The organism is Micromonospora sp. WMMD1128, assembly GCF_027497235.1.
Taxonomy (GTDB): Bacteria; Actinomycetota; Actinomycetes; order Mycobacteriales; family Micromonosporaceae; genus Micromonospora.
Map to the genome: position 1 here is coordinate 3401861 of NZ_CP114902.1, position 15257 is coordinate 3417117.

Annotated in this window: 5 protein-coding genes; all 5 read right to left on the bottom strand. The window is 74.9% G+C overall.

The features are described 5' to 3' along the window. Positions 1 to 8: 8 nt before the first annotated feature. Genes O7602_RS15630 through O7602_RS15650 form a run of 5 tightly spaced genes read right to left on the bottom strand, consistent with a single transcriptional unit; the run spans position 9 to position 15235 of the window. Entirely contained in the window at positions 9 to 5519 is a 5511-nt protein-coding gene (locus tag O7602_RS15630) for a non-ribosomal peptide synthetase/MFS transporter (RefSeq protein WP_281590013.1), read from the bottom strand. Beyond that, positions 5516 to 8623 (bottom strand): amino acid adenylation domain-containing protein, encoded by a 3108-nt coding sequence (locus O7602_RS15635; protein ID WP_281583368.1) that lies wholly within the window; start codon positions 8621 to 8623, stop codon positions 5516 to 5518. Before O7602_RS15635 ends, O7602_RS15630 begins: the two co-directional genes overlap by 4 nt. Continuing rightward, positions 8620 to 8808, bottom strand: a complete 189-nt coding sequence (locus tag O7602_RS15640) for an MbtH family NRPS accessory protein (protein WP_281583369.1) — start codon at positions 8806 to 8808, stop codon at positions 8620 to 8622. The genes O7602_RS15635 and O7602_RS15640 overlap by 4 nt, the downstream gene beginning before the upstream one ends. A 1-nt stretch (position 8809) precedes the next feature. Further along, positions 8810 to 9763, bottom strand: a complete 954-nt coding sequence (locus tag O7602_RS15645; RefSeq protein WP_281583370.1) for a TauD/TfdA family dioxygenase — start codon at positions 9761 to 9763, stop codon at positions 8810 to 8812. A gap of 27 nt (positions 9764 to 9790) precedes the next feature. Further along, entirely contained in the window at positions 9791 to 15235 is a 5445-nt protein-coding gene (locus tag O7602_RS15650; protein ID WP_281583371.1) for a type I polyketide synthase, read from the bottom strand. Positions 15236 to 15257 lie beyond the last annotated feature (22 nt).

Sequence of the window (15257 nt, forward strand, 5' to 3'; positions counted from 1 at the left end):
GGAGTGGATCAAGCAACCGCTGACCCACCCCGGGACGAGTCCGGCCGGGACGGCACGGCGGTGGCGGCGAGGCGCTTCTCCCGCTCCTGGGCGCCGATCAGGTCGTCGGGCAGGGAGTCCTCGACCTCCAGGTCGAAGCGGCGCAGCAACCGGATCGCGAAGCCGCCGAGCGTCACCAGGATCAGGATCACCCCGAAGCAGACGTACGCGAAGCCGATGCCGCGGCCCGGACCGGTGCCGATCACCTCGCCCACGGTGCCGGCCAGCGTGCCGCCCGGGGCGAGCATCGGCTCGAACAGGGCGGTGGCGGCCGGCGCGAGCACCGCGAACCCGATCGGCAGGGTGGACCAGGAGATGGTCTGGTTCAGGCTGAACACCCGGCCGTGGAAGCGCTGCGGCACCTTCACCTGCACGATCGTCGCGTAGATCGACTGTGCGGTGGTCATCGCCATGGCCAGCCAACAGAAACCGACGCAGATCATCGCGACGGACGCGTCCAGGCCGATCAGCACGCAACCGGTCGCGGTGCCGAGGTTGCCGATCAGCACGCCGATCATGCGACGCCGGCGCGGCCCGCCCCAGAGCGCCATCAGCACGCCGCCGAGCACCGCGCCCACCGCCTCGGCCAGCGCGACCTGGGCCACCTGGGTCGGGCTCCCGAACGACAGCACCAGCGGGGCGGTGAGCACCAGCGCCGGCGCGAGGAAGATGTTGCCCAGCGCGAAGTAGCCGAGCATCAGTCGGAACCCGCGGTGCCGCCAGGAGTAGCGCATGCCGTTGGCGATGGCCACCAGCAGCCGTTCCCGGGGCCGCCAACCGAGCAGGTCGGGGAAGCGGACCACGGCCAGGGTGAGCACCGCGACGAGGTAGCTGGCCACGTCGATGACCAGGATGCCCTTGAGGTCGATCGCGGCGAGCAGGCCGGCGGCGAAGACCGGCATGAGCAGCGTGGCCACGCCGGTGGAGAGCTGGGTGATGCCCATGGCGTGGCCGAGGTAGCGCTTCGGCACCAGCTGGGGCACCGCCGACTGGAACGCGATCCGCTGGAACGACCCGGCCACCGAGCTGAACGCCACCAGCAGGTAGATGTGCCAGAGCACCAGGTTGTCGGTCCACAGCAGGGCGGCCAGCACCAGTTGGACCGAGCCGGCGACGCAACTGGCGAGCATCATGATCCGACGCCTGCTGACCCGGTCGACCAGAGCGCCGGCCACCGGCAGCATGAGCACGCCGCAGATCAGCGCAAGCGCCCAGAGCAGGCCGAGGTCGGCCACCGAGCCGGTCCGGTTGAACAGCCAGATCGGCAGCGCGAACGCGGTGAGCGCGGAGCCGGTGCTGGAGACGAGCTGCCCGACCGTGACGGCCAGGAACCGGCCCATGCTCGGCTTCACCGTGGCGACGGGTGGCCCGTCCGCGCCGACCCGCAGCGTGTCCTGCACCGCCCAGCCGGCGTCCTCGCCCCGGGCCTGCGGGGCGAGCGCGGTGACGTCACCGGCCACCACCGCGGGGTGTACCCGGGTGACGATCTCGGCCAGCTCCACGGCCCGGTACTTGAGGAAGAAGTGCCCGGCCTGGTCGAGCACGACCAGCCCGAGCGTGTCGCTGAGGAACTGCCACTCGGCGTACCGCTCGCGGTGGTAGTCGGTGACCGGGTCCTCGGAGCCGACCACCGAGATGATCGGGGCGCGCAGCTTCGTCGCCTGCCGGTCGAGCAGGCGGGTGAAGTACTCCTCCGAGGCGCGGGAGTCGGCCCGCATGTTGCTGATGATCCGGTCGGCCTGCTCCGGGTCCAGCTCGTCGGTGTCCACGCCCATCGACTTGAGCCAGCTCGCGTAGTGCTTGTTGCTGCGCAGCTGCTCCAGCCGGTTGCGGGTGGCCGCGAAGAGGCCCTTCGGGCGGGCGAACGGGAACATCGCGCCGATGTAGACGGCGTCCAGGTCCCGGCCGGCCGCCTCGACCTTCCGGGCCACCTCGGCGACGATGGCGCTGCCCACGCCGCAGTGGCCGTAGAGCGCGACCGGGCCCTCGACGCGCTCCATGATCTCGTCGGCGACCCGGGTGGTGAGCTCGTCGAACGGCAGCGCGTCCTCGCTGAGGCCGACGTCGTGGCCGGGGATGGCGAGCGACCACAGCGCGTGCCCGGCCGGGAGCGCGTCGGCGAGCGGCTGGTAGACGATGGCGCTGCCGCCGCCGTACGGGACGCAGACGTAGGTGAGCACCCGCTGGGCGGCGGGGATCGGCCCGGTCAGCTCGTAGAGCAGGCGGCGCGGCCCCTCCTGGGCGGCGTCGCCGGCGACGAACGCGGCCAGCTCGCGGATGGTGCGCTGCTGGAACAGGTCCATCACGCCGACCGCCCGGCCGCCCAGGTCCGCCTTGCGGATCCGCGCCACCACCTGGGTGGCGAGCATGGAGTGCCCGCCCAGGTCGAAGAAGTCGTCGTCGATGCCGAGCGTGTCGACGCCGAGCACCTCCGACCAGATCACCGCGAGCGCGCGTTCGGTGTCGTCGCGCGGCGCGACGAGCGCCACCGACGCCTCGCGGGTGACCACGGGGGCGGGCAGCGCCCTACGGTCGAGCTTGCCGTTGGGGGTCAGCGGCAACACGTCGAGCGTGACGAACGCCGCCGGCACCATGTATTCCGGCAGCGTGTCCTTCAGCGCCGCCTTCAGCGCGGCGTGCTCGGCCGGCCCGACCAGGTACGCGGTGAGCCGCTTGTCGCCGGGGCTGTCCTCGCGGACGATCACCGCGGCCTCGGTCACGCCGGGCTGCTCGCGCAGCGCGCTCTCGATCTCGCCCAGCTCGATGCGCAGGCCGCGCAGCTTCACCTGGTGGTCGATCCGGCCGAGGAACTCGAGCACCCCGGCGCCGTCCGGGCCGACCACCCAGCGGGCCAGGTCCCCGGTGCGGTAGAGGCGGGCGCCCGGCTCGGCCGCGTACGGGTCGGGGACGAACTTCTCGGCGGTCAGCGCCGGCCGACGGTGGTAGCCGCGGGCCAACCCGACACCGCCGATGTGCAGCTCACCGGCGACCCCGACCGGGCAGCGGGCGCCGGACGGGTCGAGCACGTGCAGCCGCAGGTTGGCGATCGGCGCGCCGATCGGCACCGCGCTCACCTCGGCCAGCCGCGCCGGCTCGCACTCCCACGCGGTGACGTCGATGGCCGCCTCGGTCGGGCCGTAGAGGTTGTGCAGGCCGCACCGGGGCAGCCGGGCGGTGAAGTCGACCGCCGTGGCCGGCGGCAGTTCCTCGCCGGAGCAGATCACCCGGCGCAGCGCGGTGGCCGCCTCGACGCCGTCCTCGGCCAGGAAGACGGTGAGCATCGACGGGACGAAGTGGGCGGTGGTGATCCGCTCGGACACCAGCAGGTCACGCAGGTAGCCGGCGTCCTTGTGCCCGCCCGGGGTGGCGAGCACCAGGCGGGCGCCGGTGCGCAGCGGCCAGAAGAACTCCCAGACCGAGACGTCGAAGCTGGCCGGGGTCTTCTGGAGCACCGCGTCGTCGGCGCCGAGGCCGTACGTCTTCTGCATCCAGTCGAGCCGGTTGACGATGCCCCGGTGGGTGTTCGGCACGCCCTTGGGCCGGCCGGTGGACCCGGAGGTGTAGATGACGTACGCCAGGTGCTCCGGTCCGGCGACCGGCGCCGGGTCGGTGGCCGGTTGGTCGGCCCAGACCGCCGGGTCGTCCAGGTCCAGCACGGTGGCGTCGGTGGCCGGCAGCACGTCGCGCAGGCGCCGCTGGGTCAGCACCACTGGCGCGTCCGCGTCGGTGACCATGAAGGCCAGCCGGTCGGCCGGGTACTCCGGATCCAGCGGCAGGTAGGCGCCACCGGCCTTGAGCACGCCGAGCAGGCCGGCGACCAGCTCGACCGAACGTTCCGCGCACACCCCCACGAGCGTCTCCGGGCCGACGCCGGCCGCGCGCAGCCGGTGCGCGATCCGGTTGGCGTCCGCGTTGAGCTGCGCGTACGTGCGGCTGTGCCCGTCGATGGTGACGGCGACGGCGTCCGGGGTGGCGGCGGCACGCTCCTCGAACGGGGCGTGCAGCGTCTGCGCGCGCGGGAAGTCCGCCGCGGTGTCGTTCCAGCCGGCCAGCAGCGCCCGCTCGGCGTCCGGCAGCAGCGGCAGCCGGGAGACCGGGGTGTCCGGCGCGGCGACGACCGCGTCCAGCAGGGTGGTCCACCGCTGCGCCATCCGCTCGACGGTGGCCCGGTCGAACAGGTCGGTGTTGAAGACCAGCTTGCCCCAGAGCCCGTCGACGGTCTCCACCGCGTGCAGCTCGAAGTCGAACCGGGTCGCCCTCAGCTCCATCGGGGTCCACGCGAAGGTGACCTCGTCGGCGTCGGACACGGCGCGGAACCGGCCCATCTCGTAGTTCTGGAGCACGAACATGGTCTGGAACACCGGTGAGCGACTGACGTCGCGCGGCAGTCCCAGCTCGTGCACCACCTTCGCGAACGGCACCTCGGCGTGCTCGAAGCCGTCCAGCACGGTGCGCCGGGTGCGGGCCAGCAGCTCGGTGAAGGTCGGGTCGCCCGCCAGGTCCGCGCGCAGCGGCAGCATGTTGACGAACATGCCGACGACGTCCTCCAGCTCCGGCGCGGCGCGGCCGGCGACCGACGCCCCGACGGCGAAGTCGTCCTGCCCGGCGTGCCGGGCCAGCAGCACCTGGTACGCCGCCAGCAGCGTCATGAACAGCGTGCCACCGCTGCCCCGGGTGAGCGCGTGCAACGCCTCGGTGGCCGCCGGGTCGAGCTGGAACTCGACGAAGTCACCCCGGTAGGTCTGGGTGGCCGGGCGGGGCCGGTCCAGCGGTAGGTCCAGCGGCGTGATGCCGGCGAGGCGCTGCTTCCAGTGGTCCACGTGCGACCGGGCCCGCTCCCCGTCCAGCTCCCGCGCCTCCCAGACGGCGAAGTCGCCGTACTGGATCGGCAGGGCCGGCGGCTCGCCGCCGCGGTAGAGCGTGATCAGGTCGCGCAGCAGCACGTCCACCGACCAGCCGTCGCCGACGATGTGGTGCTGCCCGAGGAAGAGCACGTGGTCCACGGCGGACAGGCGGATCAGCAGGGCCCGCAGCAGCGGCCCGTGCGCCAGGTCGAACGGCTCGGCCGCCGCCGTGTCGACCAGGGCCTGCGCGGCGGCCTCGTCGGCCGCCTCCACCACGGTCAGCGGGACGTCCGGCGTCTCGGCGATCACCACGGTCGGTCGGCCGTCGGCGTCGGCCGGGAAGCGGGCGCGCTGCGACTCGTGCCGGGCGCCGAGCGCGGCCAGGGCCGCGCGCAGCGCGCCGACGTCGAGCGGTCCGCGCACCCGCAGCGGCACCGCGATGTGGTACGCGGCCTCGCCCGGCGCGAGCTGGTCCATGAACCAGACCCGCTCCTGGGCGTACGACAGCGGCACCGGCGCGCCGTCCGGCCGGGGGGTGATCCGGGCCGCGGGCGCGGCGCCGTGGCGGGCGCGTAGCCGGCGGGCGACGAGCGCCTGCCGGGCCGCCTCGCGGGCCGGATCCTTCAGGTCGGTCATGAGTGGGTGTCCTCTTCCGCCGCGAGCAGCGCGGCGACCTCGGTGTCGGAGAGCCCGTCGAGTTCGGCGGCGATCAGCGCTTCGATCTGGGCGGCGAGGTTCGCCACCACGGGGCTGCCGAACAGCGCCCGCATGGGCAGCTCGACGTCCACCTCGGCCCGGATCCGGGCCATCGCCCGCATGCCGCGCAGCGAGTTGCCGCCGAGGGCGAAGAAGTCGTCGAGCGCGCCGACCTTCTCCACCTGGAGGATGTCCGCGTACACCTCGGCGACCAGGGCCTCGGCCTCGGTGCGCGGCGCGACGTAGCTGTCCCGCGTCGACTCGCCGGCCGCCGGGGCGGGCAGCGCGGCCCGGTCCAGCTTGCCGTTGGGGGTCAGCGGCAGCGCGTCGAGGCGGACCAGGGCGGCCGGCACCAGGTGCGCCGGCAGTTCCCGGGCCAGCTCGGCGCGGACCGAGTCCTCCCGGGCCGGCCCGACGACGTACCCGACGAGCGTCGGCTCGCCGCCGTCGGCGCGGACCGCCGCGGCGGCGGCCCGCACGTCCGGGTGGGCGAGCAGCGCGGCCTCGACCTCGCCCAGCTCGATCCGCATGCCGCGCACCTTGACCTGCTCGTCGCGGCGGCCCAGGTAGTCGAGCGTGCCGTCGGGACGCCGGCGGGCCAGGTCGCCGGTGGCGTACATCCGGGCGCCGGGCGGGCCGTACGGGCAGGGCAGGAACCGCCCGGCGGTCAGGCCGGGCCGGTCGTGGTAGCCGCGGGCGAGCTGAACGCCGGTGACGTACAGCTCGCCGACCACGCCCGGCGGCACCGGCTGGAGGGCGCCGTCGAGCAGCAGCGCGCCGGTGTTCGGCGCGGGCGTGCCGATCGGCACCGGCCCCGGGGGCAGCGGCGCGCCGGGGGCGATCCGGGCCGTGACGCAGCCGACGGTGGCCTCGGTCGGGCCGTACTCGTTGGTCACCGCCACCTCGGGGTGCGCGGCCCGCCAGCCGGCGAGCTGCTCGCCGGTCAGCGCCTCGCCGCCGATCACCAGGTCGGCGGTGGGTGACAGGTCGGCGTCGAGCAGCGGCAGGTGGCTCGGGGTGACCTTGAGGAAGGACGGCCGGCCGCCGGCCCGGGCGTCCGGCGAGTCGATCGCGGCCAGCCGCACCGTGCCGCCGGCGGTGAGCGTGCCGAGCAGGCCGGTGACGGTGAGGTCGAACGACACCGGCGAGTGCAGCAGCGCCACCCCGGCCAGGCCCGGGTAGGCCGCCCGGGCCCAGGCCAGGTAGGCGGTCACCGCGCGGTGCTCCACCACCACGCCCTTGGGACGGCCGGTCGAGCCGGAGGTGTGCAGCACGTACGCCGGGTGCTCCGGGCGCAGCGGGGCGACCCGGTCGGCGTCGGTGAGGTCGTCGTCGGGCTGGTCCGCGCCGACCTCACCGTCGAGCACCAGCGCGTCGCCGGACGCCAGCGCGGCGGTGTCCGGCATGGCCACCACGAGCGTCGGGGTGGCGTCCGCCAGCAGGTAGGAGATCCGCGCGGCCGGGTAGGCGGGGTCCACCGGCACGTACGCGGCGCCGGACTTCAGCACCGCGAGCAGCGCCACCACCAGCTCGCAGGAGCGGGGCAGGACCAGCGCGACCCGGGTCTCCGGGCCGGCACCGCGGGCCACCAGCAGCCGGGCCAGCCGGTTCGCGGCGGTGTCCAGCTCGGCGTAGCTGAGCGTCGCCCCGTCGCAGACCAGCGCCGGGGCGTCCGGGGTGGCAGCGACCTGCCGCCGCACCTCGTCGACCACGGTGGTCACCGGCGTGTCCCGCGCGTCGCCGGTCGAGGCGTCGAGCGCCCGGTCCCGCTCGTCGTCGGTGAGCAGCGGCAGCGCGCCGACCGTCCGGTCCGGCCCGGCCACCGCGGCGTCGAGCAGCCGCACGTAGCGTCGCGCCACCGTCTCCGCGCTCGCCCGGTCGAACAGCGCGGTCCGGTAGACCAGGCGGCACTCGCCGGCGGTGATGTCGAAGGCCAGGTCGTCCTTGGTGGTGCCCAGCTCCGCCGGGTCGAGGCCGGAGTCCGGGATCCAGTTCAGCGCGGTCTGGAAGATCGGCTGCACCGACGGGTCCCGCTGCGGGGCCACCGCCTCGACGATCTTCTGGAACGGGGTGCCGCCGTGGTCCATGGCGTCGAGCAGGCCGTTGCGGACCCGGCCGAGCAGGTCGGCGAAGGTCGGGTCGCCGGAGACGTCGCAGCGCAGCGCCACCGGGTTGACGAACATGCCGATCAGCGGCGCCAGCTCGGGGTTGTCGCGGCCCGCGGTGGAGACGCCGACCACCACGTCCGTGTCGCCGGAGATCCGGGACAGCAGCGCCGCGAAACCCGCCAGCAGCACCATGTACGGCGTGGCCTGCGCGCCGACCGCCAGCGCGCCGACCCGGTCGAGCAGCCCGTCGGGCAGCGCGAAGCGCACCTCGTCGCCGGCGAACCCGAGCTGGGCCGGGCGGGGCCGGTCCAGCGGCAGTCCGGTGACCGGTGGCGCGCCGGCCAGGTGACCGGTCCAGAACGCGAGTTGCCGGTCCAGTTCGTCGCCGGCGAGCTGCTGGCGCTGCCACACCGCGAAGTCGGCGTACTGGATGGGCAGTTCCGGCACGGCGGGCCCGGCCGCGCTGAACGCGGCCAGCTCGGCGTGGAACAGCACCGCCGAGTGGCTGTCGAAGACGGCGTGGTGCACCACGAAGAGCAACCGCCGGGTGTCGCCGAGGTCGACCAGGCGGGCACGCCACAGCGGCGGCGCGTCAAGCGGGATCGGGGTGCGGGCCAGCTCGGTCCGGAGCCGCTCGAAGGCGGCCAGCCGATCGCCGGCGGGCAGGTGGCTCAGGTCGGTGGTGGGCAGCGTGAGCGGCTCGTGGGCGCGTACCACCTGCACCAGCGCGCCGTCGTCGACCCGCAGGTGGGTGCGGAGCGCCTCGTGCCGGGCCACCACCCGGTCCAGCGCAGCGACGGCCGCCGCGGCGTCCGTCCCGGCCGGGACGGTCCACGGGACGGAGATGTTGAACACCGGCGAACCCGCGTCGAGCTGGTTGGCCATCCACACCCGTTCCTGGGCGTACGAGGCCGGGAACGTCCACTCCTGGCTCATGAGAGCCCCTCGCGCACCGAGCGTGGGCGCATGTCGGTCCAGACCTCGTCGACGTGGGCCAGGCACTCGTCGCGGCTGCCGGCGAAGCCGGTGTCGTGCCAGCCGGCGGGCAGGTCCCGGTCGGCCGACCAGATCGAGTACTGCTCCTCGTCGTTGCGGACGACCAGAAATCGGGGTTCGGCCATGTCAGTTCGCTCCAGCGGTGTCGGGGGTGTACGCCTCGGCCATCGCCACGGCGATCTTTCGCGGGCCGGTGAACGGCTCCCGGCCGTGCGCGGCGGTCATGTTGTCGACCACGAGCACGTCGTCGCGCTGGTAGTCGAAGCGGACCGTGGCCGCCCGGTAGGCGGCACGCAGGTGGTCCATGACGTCGGCGGGGATCTCGCCGCCGTCGCCGTAGTAGGTGTTCGACGGCAGCCCGTCGGCGCCGAACATGGCCAGCAGGCCCTCCTGGTAGTCCGCCGGCAGCGTGCTGAGGTGGAAGAACGTGGCGTGGTTGAACCAGCGCGGGGTGTCCGACCCGGGCCGGTGGTGCACCACGTCGCGTACCGCGCGGGTCCGCAGGCCGTCCGCGCCGACCCACTCCACGGTGATGCCGTTCGCCGCCGCGTACGCCTCGACGTCGGTGCGGCTCTCGGTGTTGAACACCTCCTGCCAGCGGGTGCCGAAGTCGCCGTGGAAGTTGCGGACCAGCATCCAGCGACGCCTGACGAACTCCTCCCGCACCGCGGGGTCGATCAGCTCGTACACCCGGCGCACGTCGGCGAGCGGGGTGGCGCCGCGCGTCTGCGGCGGGGTGATGCAGTAGAAGAACAGCGTCAGCGGCCAGCGCGCCTGGTAGGAGTTCTCGTTGTGCAGGAAGATCTCCTCGTCCGGCGGGTAGTCGGTCGAGGTGTAGACCCGTCCGGAGATGGAGTGCCGGGGCGAGGAACGCTCGGTGTAGGTCAACGGCTCGCCGGCAAGCGCGCGCACGGCGGCGTCGAAGCCGTCCACCCCGCCGACGTCGAACCCGCGGAACAGCAGCCCGCCGTGGGCGACGAGGGTGTCCCGCAGCTCGGCGCGGCGGGCCGCGATGAGGTCGGTGAGCGCCCGACCGTCGTTCGCCACGACCACCGGGAGCGTGGCGGTTGTCTCGCTCATGATGCGGTGTCTCCTTGTCGGGTCGGGTCAGCCGCGGGGTAGCCGCGGGATGGCCGGGATCGCCGCCGGGGCGGCCGGTGGTTCGGCGGTCGCCTCGGCGCGCAACTCCTCGATCCGGGCGGCCAGGCCGGCCACGGTCGGGGTCTCGAAGAGGCTGCGCATCGGCAGCCGCACCCCGGTCGCCTTGCGCATCGCGGCGATGAGCTGCACGGCCACGAGCGAGTTGCCGCCGAGGGCGAAGAAGTCGTCGTCCACGCCGACGTCGGTGACGCCGAGGCCGTCGCGCCACACCTGGGCGATGGTGCGCTCCAGGTCGGTGCCGGGCGCGGCCGAGCCACCGGTGACGGCCGACGCGCCGGCCGGGGCGTCGGTCGCCCCGGCCAGGCTGTCCGTGGTGACCCGGGCGGCCCGGCGCCGGATGTCGGCCACGGCGCGGGTGGCGATCACCACCTGCGCGCCGAGGCCGGCGCCGAGGCTGCGGCGGAACGCCTCCGCGCCGTCGACCGGCCGGATGTCCTCGGTGGCCGGGGCCGGCTCGTCGGTCGCCGGGGTCTCGGCCAGCGTGCCGGCGACCGCGCCCTGGTCCACCCGGCGCAGCACGAAGTCGCTGATCGCGACGAGCTCCCGGCCGTGCGGGTCGCGCAGCGACAGGTCGGCGGCGACCACCTCGTCGGTGGCGGCGGACCGGTGCCGCAGGTGACTGTGGAACGTCTCCGGCAGCGTCCCGCGCACCACGATCCGGCCGTACGACAGCGGCAGGTAGGTGCCGGCGCCCTGACCGCGGCCGAACGCGGTGGCCACGTCGAGCAGCGCCGGGTGCAGCCCCCAGGCGGGCAGGTCGTCGCGCGCCGCGGCGGGCGCCTGCACCCGGGCCAGCTCCTCCCCCTCGCCCAGGTGGTGTTCGGCGAGCGCGGCCCAGCGCGGTCCGAACGTGAGCATGCTGGAACGACCGCGCCCGAACGAGGCGTCGTCGTCGACCCGCCGCCCGGTCACGGCGGACGCGGCGGGCGGCGGCACGGCCTCGGTGGTCCAGCCGGCCGTGCCCCGCACATGCGTGCGCGACCGGCCGGCGGCGAGGCTGGCCACGGTGAACTCCGTCCCGTCCTCGGCCGGGGCCAGCTCGACCCGGTACTGCGCGACGGCGCCGTCCGGGACGCCGAACGGCTCCAGGAACACCACGTCGCGCAGCTCCACCGCGGCGTCCGGCGCCGGCGCGGGCAGCGCGGCGACCACGGCGGCGCGCACCGACTCCAGGTGGGCGGTGCCCGGCACCACCGGCACGCCGCCGATCCGGTGCTCGTCGAGCACCCAGTGGGTCTCCGCCGAGACCAGGCCGTGCAGCACGGCGCCGTCCGGACCGGCGACCATGGTGGTCAGCACCGGGTGGACGACCGCGCTGGTCACGGTGTCCCGCCCGGCGGCCCGGAAGGCGGCCGGCGCGTCGGTCTCCACCGCCATGCCGACCTCCGCCCAGCCGCCCCAGTTCTGCGCCACCACCGGCGCGCGGAAACCGGCGCCGGAGCGCGCGAAGGCGTCCAGCACGTTGTTCGCGGCGCAGTAGTCGACCTGACCGAACCCGCCGATCACCGCCGTGACCGACGAACAGAGCACCACGAAGTCCAGCGGCAGGTCACCGAAGACCCGGGCCAGGGCGAGCGTGCCGGCGAGCTTCGGGGCGAGCACCCGCTCCGCCTCGGCCCGCTCCTTCACCTCGGCCATGCCGCCGCCGGGCAGGCCGGCGGCGTGCACGATGCCGTCCAACCCGCCGAAGCGGTGTTCCGCCTCGGCGCGGGCCCGGCGCAGGTCCTCCGGGTCGGTGACGTCGGCGGCGAGCACCAGCACCTCGGCGCCGGCGGCCTCCATCCGGCGGATCGCCGCGATGGCCCGGCCGGCCCGGTCGGCGCCACCGTGCACCGCCAGGTGCGCGTCCCAGTCGTCCCGCTCCGGCAGCCCGGAGCGGGCCAGCAGCACCAGCTTGGCGCGGGCCCGGACCGCGAAGTCCTCGGCCAGGGTGACGCCGATGCCGCCGAGACCGCCGGTGATCAGATAGCGGCCCTCCTCGCGCAGCACGCCCGGCTCGTCCTCGGGCCCCACGGTCACCTGCTCGTAGCCGCCCACCCAACGCCGGTCGCGGCGCAACGCCACCTCCGGGTGCTCCGGGTCGACCGGGCTGCGCAACTCCACCACGACGGCGGCCACCCCGCGCGCGGCCGGGTCGGCGTCGAGCAGCCGGACGGTGAGGCCGGGCAGCTCGACCGGGAGGACCCGGGCCAGCCCGGTGAGCGTGGCGTGCTCGGGGCGGACCACGTCGTCGCCGCGCACGTCGCCGATGCCGGCGGTGACCAGATCGAGGCGGACACCCGCCTCGTCGGCGGTCAGGCCGGCGCCGGCGAGCGCCTGCACCAGGTGCAGCGCGCCGAAGAAGCCACGGTCCTGGGCGGCCCAGGCGGCGGTCACGTCGGTGCCGGCCGGCTCGCCGTCGAACGCGAACGCGTGCACGATCCGGCGGGGCAGGTCCGCGCCGAGCGCGGCGACGAGCGCGTCGGCGTCGGACCGGGAACCGGGGCGCAGCCGGTAGCCGCTCGCGGTGACGGTGAACGCGCCGCCGGCGCGTACCTCCACCGGGTCGTCGCCGGCGGCCCGCAACGCGGCGACGAGCGCCTCGCCGCGCGGACCGTCGGCAAGCACCAGGCAGCGGCCCAGCGGCTCGACCGTGCGGGCCGGCGCGACCTGCCGCCACACCGGCACGGCGAACCACTCCGGCAGCGGCCGGGGACCGGTCTCCGCCGGGGCCGCGGCCGTCTCCTCCACCGGGTCCGGCTCGACCCAGTAGCGGCGTCGCTCGAACGGGTACGTGGGCAGCGGCACCCGCCGCGCGTCGGGGTCGGCGGAGAGGTTCACCGCCGTGCCGGCGCACCAGAGCGCGCCGGCCGTGCCGAGCAGCGTGGCCAGGTCACCCGTCGACTCGCCGGGCCCGGGCAGGCTGCCCAGCGGGGTGAGCGCCCGCTGCGCCGCGCCCGCCCTGGCGACCTGCATCCGGGCCAGGTTGGCCAGCTGCCGGCCCGGGCCGCACTCGACGAGCGCCCAGGTGCCCTCGGCGAGCAGGGTGGCCACGCACGCGCCGAAGCGGACCGGCCGGCGCAGGTGCGCGGCCCAGTACGCCGGGTCGGTGGCCTGCGCGTCGGTGATCCAGGCGCCTGTCACGTTGGACACGAACGGCACCGCCGGCGGGCGCAGCGGCACGGTCGCCATCAGCGCGGTGAACTCGTCGAGGATCGGGTCCATCATCGGCGAGTGGAACGCGTGCGAGGTGCGCAGCAGCTTGGCCTTGTGCTTCCCGCCGAGGCTCTCCGCGAACGCCTCGACGAGCGCGGTCTCGCCGGCCACCACGCAGGTGCCGGGGCCGTTCACGGTCGCCACCGACAGGCCCGCGGGCAGCAGCTCGGCCACCGCCGACTCGTCCAGCGTGACGGCGAGCATCGACCCGGCCGGCAGGGCGTGCATGAGCCGGCCCCGGGCGGCCACCACCCGCAGCGCGTCCGGCAGGGCGATCACCCCGGCGAGCGTCGCGGCCACGTACTCGCCGATCGAGTGGCCGATCATCGCGGCCGGGGTGACGCCGGCGGCCCGCCACGCGGCGGCGAGCGCGTACTCGACGGTGAACAGGGCGGGCTGGGTCCAGCGGGTCTCGGTGAGCAGCGCCGCCGCGTCCGGGTCGCGGCCGAGGATCAGGTCCCGGACGTCCCGGCCCAGCTCGGGGCGGAGCAGCTCGGCGCACTCGTCCACGGCGGCGGCGTACGCCGGGTCCTCGGCGTACAGCTCGGCGCCCATCCCGGCGTACTGCGAGCCCTGGCCGCTGAACAGGAACCCCACCCGGGGTGCGGCGTCGGCGTCGCCCCGGTGCGTCCGGCGCCGCTCGCGCAGCGCGGCGGCGGCGTCCTGCGGGTCGCCGGCGACCACTGTCGCGCGGTGGGCGTACGCCTGACGGCCGACGCGCAGCGTGTGCGCGACGTCGGCGAGCGACCCGTCGCTGTCGCCGGCCAGGTGGTCGGCGAGCCGGCGCACGGCCTCGTCCAGCGCGGTGGGGGTCTTCGCCGACACCTGGAGCAGGTGCGCCGGGCGGACCCGCCGTTCGGCCCGGTACGCGGCCGGCGCCTCCTGGAGGACCACGTGGGCGTTGGTGCCGCCGATGCCGAACGAGCTGACCCCGGCGCGGCGCGGTTCGCCGTCGGTGTCCCATTTGGTGAGCGTGTTCGCCACGTAGAACGGGGTGTCGGCGAAGTCGATGGCCGGGTTCGGCGTCTCGTAGTTGATGGTCGGGGGGATCAGCCCGTGTTCCATCGCGAGCACCGTCTTGATCACGCTGACGATCCCGGAGGGCTGGCTGAGGTGGCCGATGTTCGACTTCACCGAGCCGATGCCGCACCAGCCCCGGTCGTCGGTGTCCCGGGCGTAGACGGCGGAGAGCGCGGCGATCTCGATCGGGTCGCCGAGCGCGGTGCCGGTGCCGTGCGCCTCGACGTAGCTGATGCTGCGCGGGTCGATCCCGGCCAGCCCGACGGCCTGGGCGACCGCCTCGGTCTGCCCCTCGACGCTCGGCGCGGTGAAGCCGACCTTCCCGGCGCCGTCGTTGTTGATCGCGTTGCCGAGCACCACCGCGCGGATGGTGTCGCCGTCGGCGATCGCGTCGGAGAGTCGCTTGAGCAGGGTGACGCCGACGCCGCTGCCCCACACCGTGCCGTTGGCGTCGGCGTCGAACGGCCGGCACCGCCCGTCCGGCGAGGTGAAGCCGTCCATGCCGAGGTAGCCCACGTGCGGCAGCTCGATGTTGACGCCGCCGGCCAGGGCCATGTCGCACTCGCCGTTGCGCAGCGCCTCGCAGGCGAGGTGGAACGCGACCAGCGAGGTGGAGCAGGCGGTGTGCACGGTGAGGCTGGGGCCGCGCAGGTCCAGCCGGTAGGAGACGTTCGTGGCCACGTAGTTCGGCGAGGTGCCGGTGGCGATCGAGACCAGGCCGTGCGGGTTGCCGCCGACCCGCTTGTTGCGCAGCACGTGGCGGTGCAGGTAGGTGTTGCCGCCGGCCCCGGCGTAGACCCCCACCGCGCCGTCGTAGCGACCCGGGTCGTAACCGGCGTCCTGCAACGCGGTGTAACAGGTCTCCAGGAACAGCCGGTGCTGCGGGTCGGTGACCTCCGTCTCGCGCGCGGTCATCCCGAACAGGCCGGCGTCGAACTCGTCGTAGCCGTCGACGAGCGGGGCGCGGTTGACCCAGCCCGGGTCGTCGACCTCGTCCGGGCGGGCGCCCCGGGCGAGTTGCTCCTCGCGGGTCAGCTCGGTGGTCGACTCCACGCCGTCGACCAGGTTGCGCCAGAACTCGTCGACGTCGGCCGCGCCGGGCAGGCGGGCCGCCAATCCGACGATGGCGATGGGTTCGATGCCGTCGTCGGCGGCGGCGGGAAAGTCGTTATGCATGGGAGGTCCTTCACTCGCACGG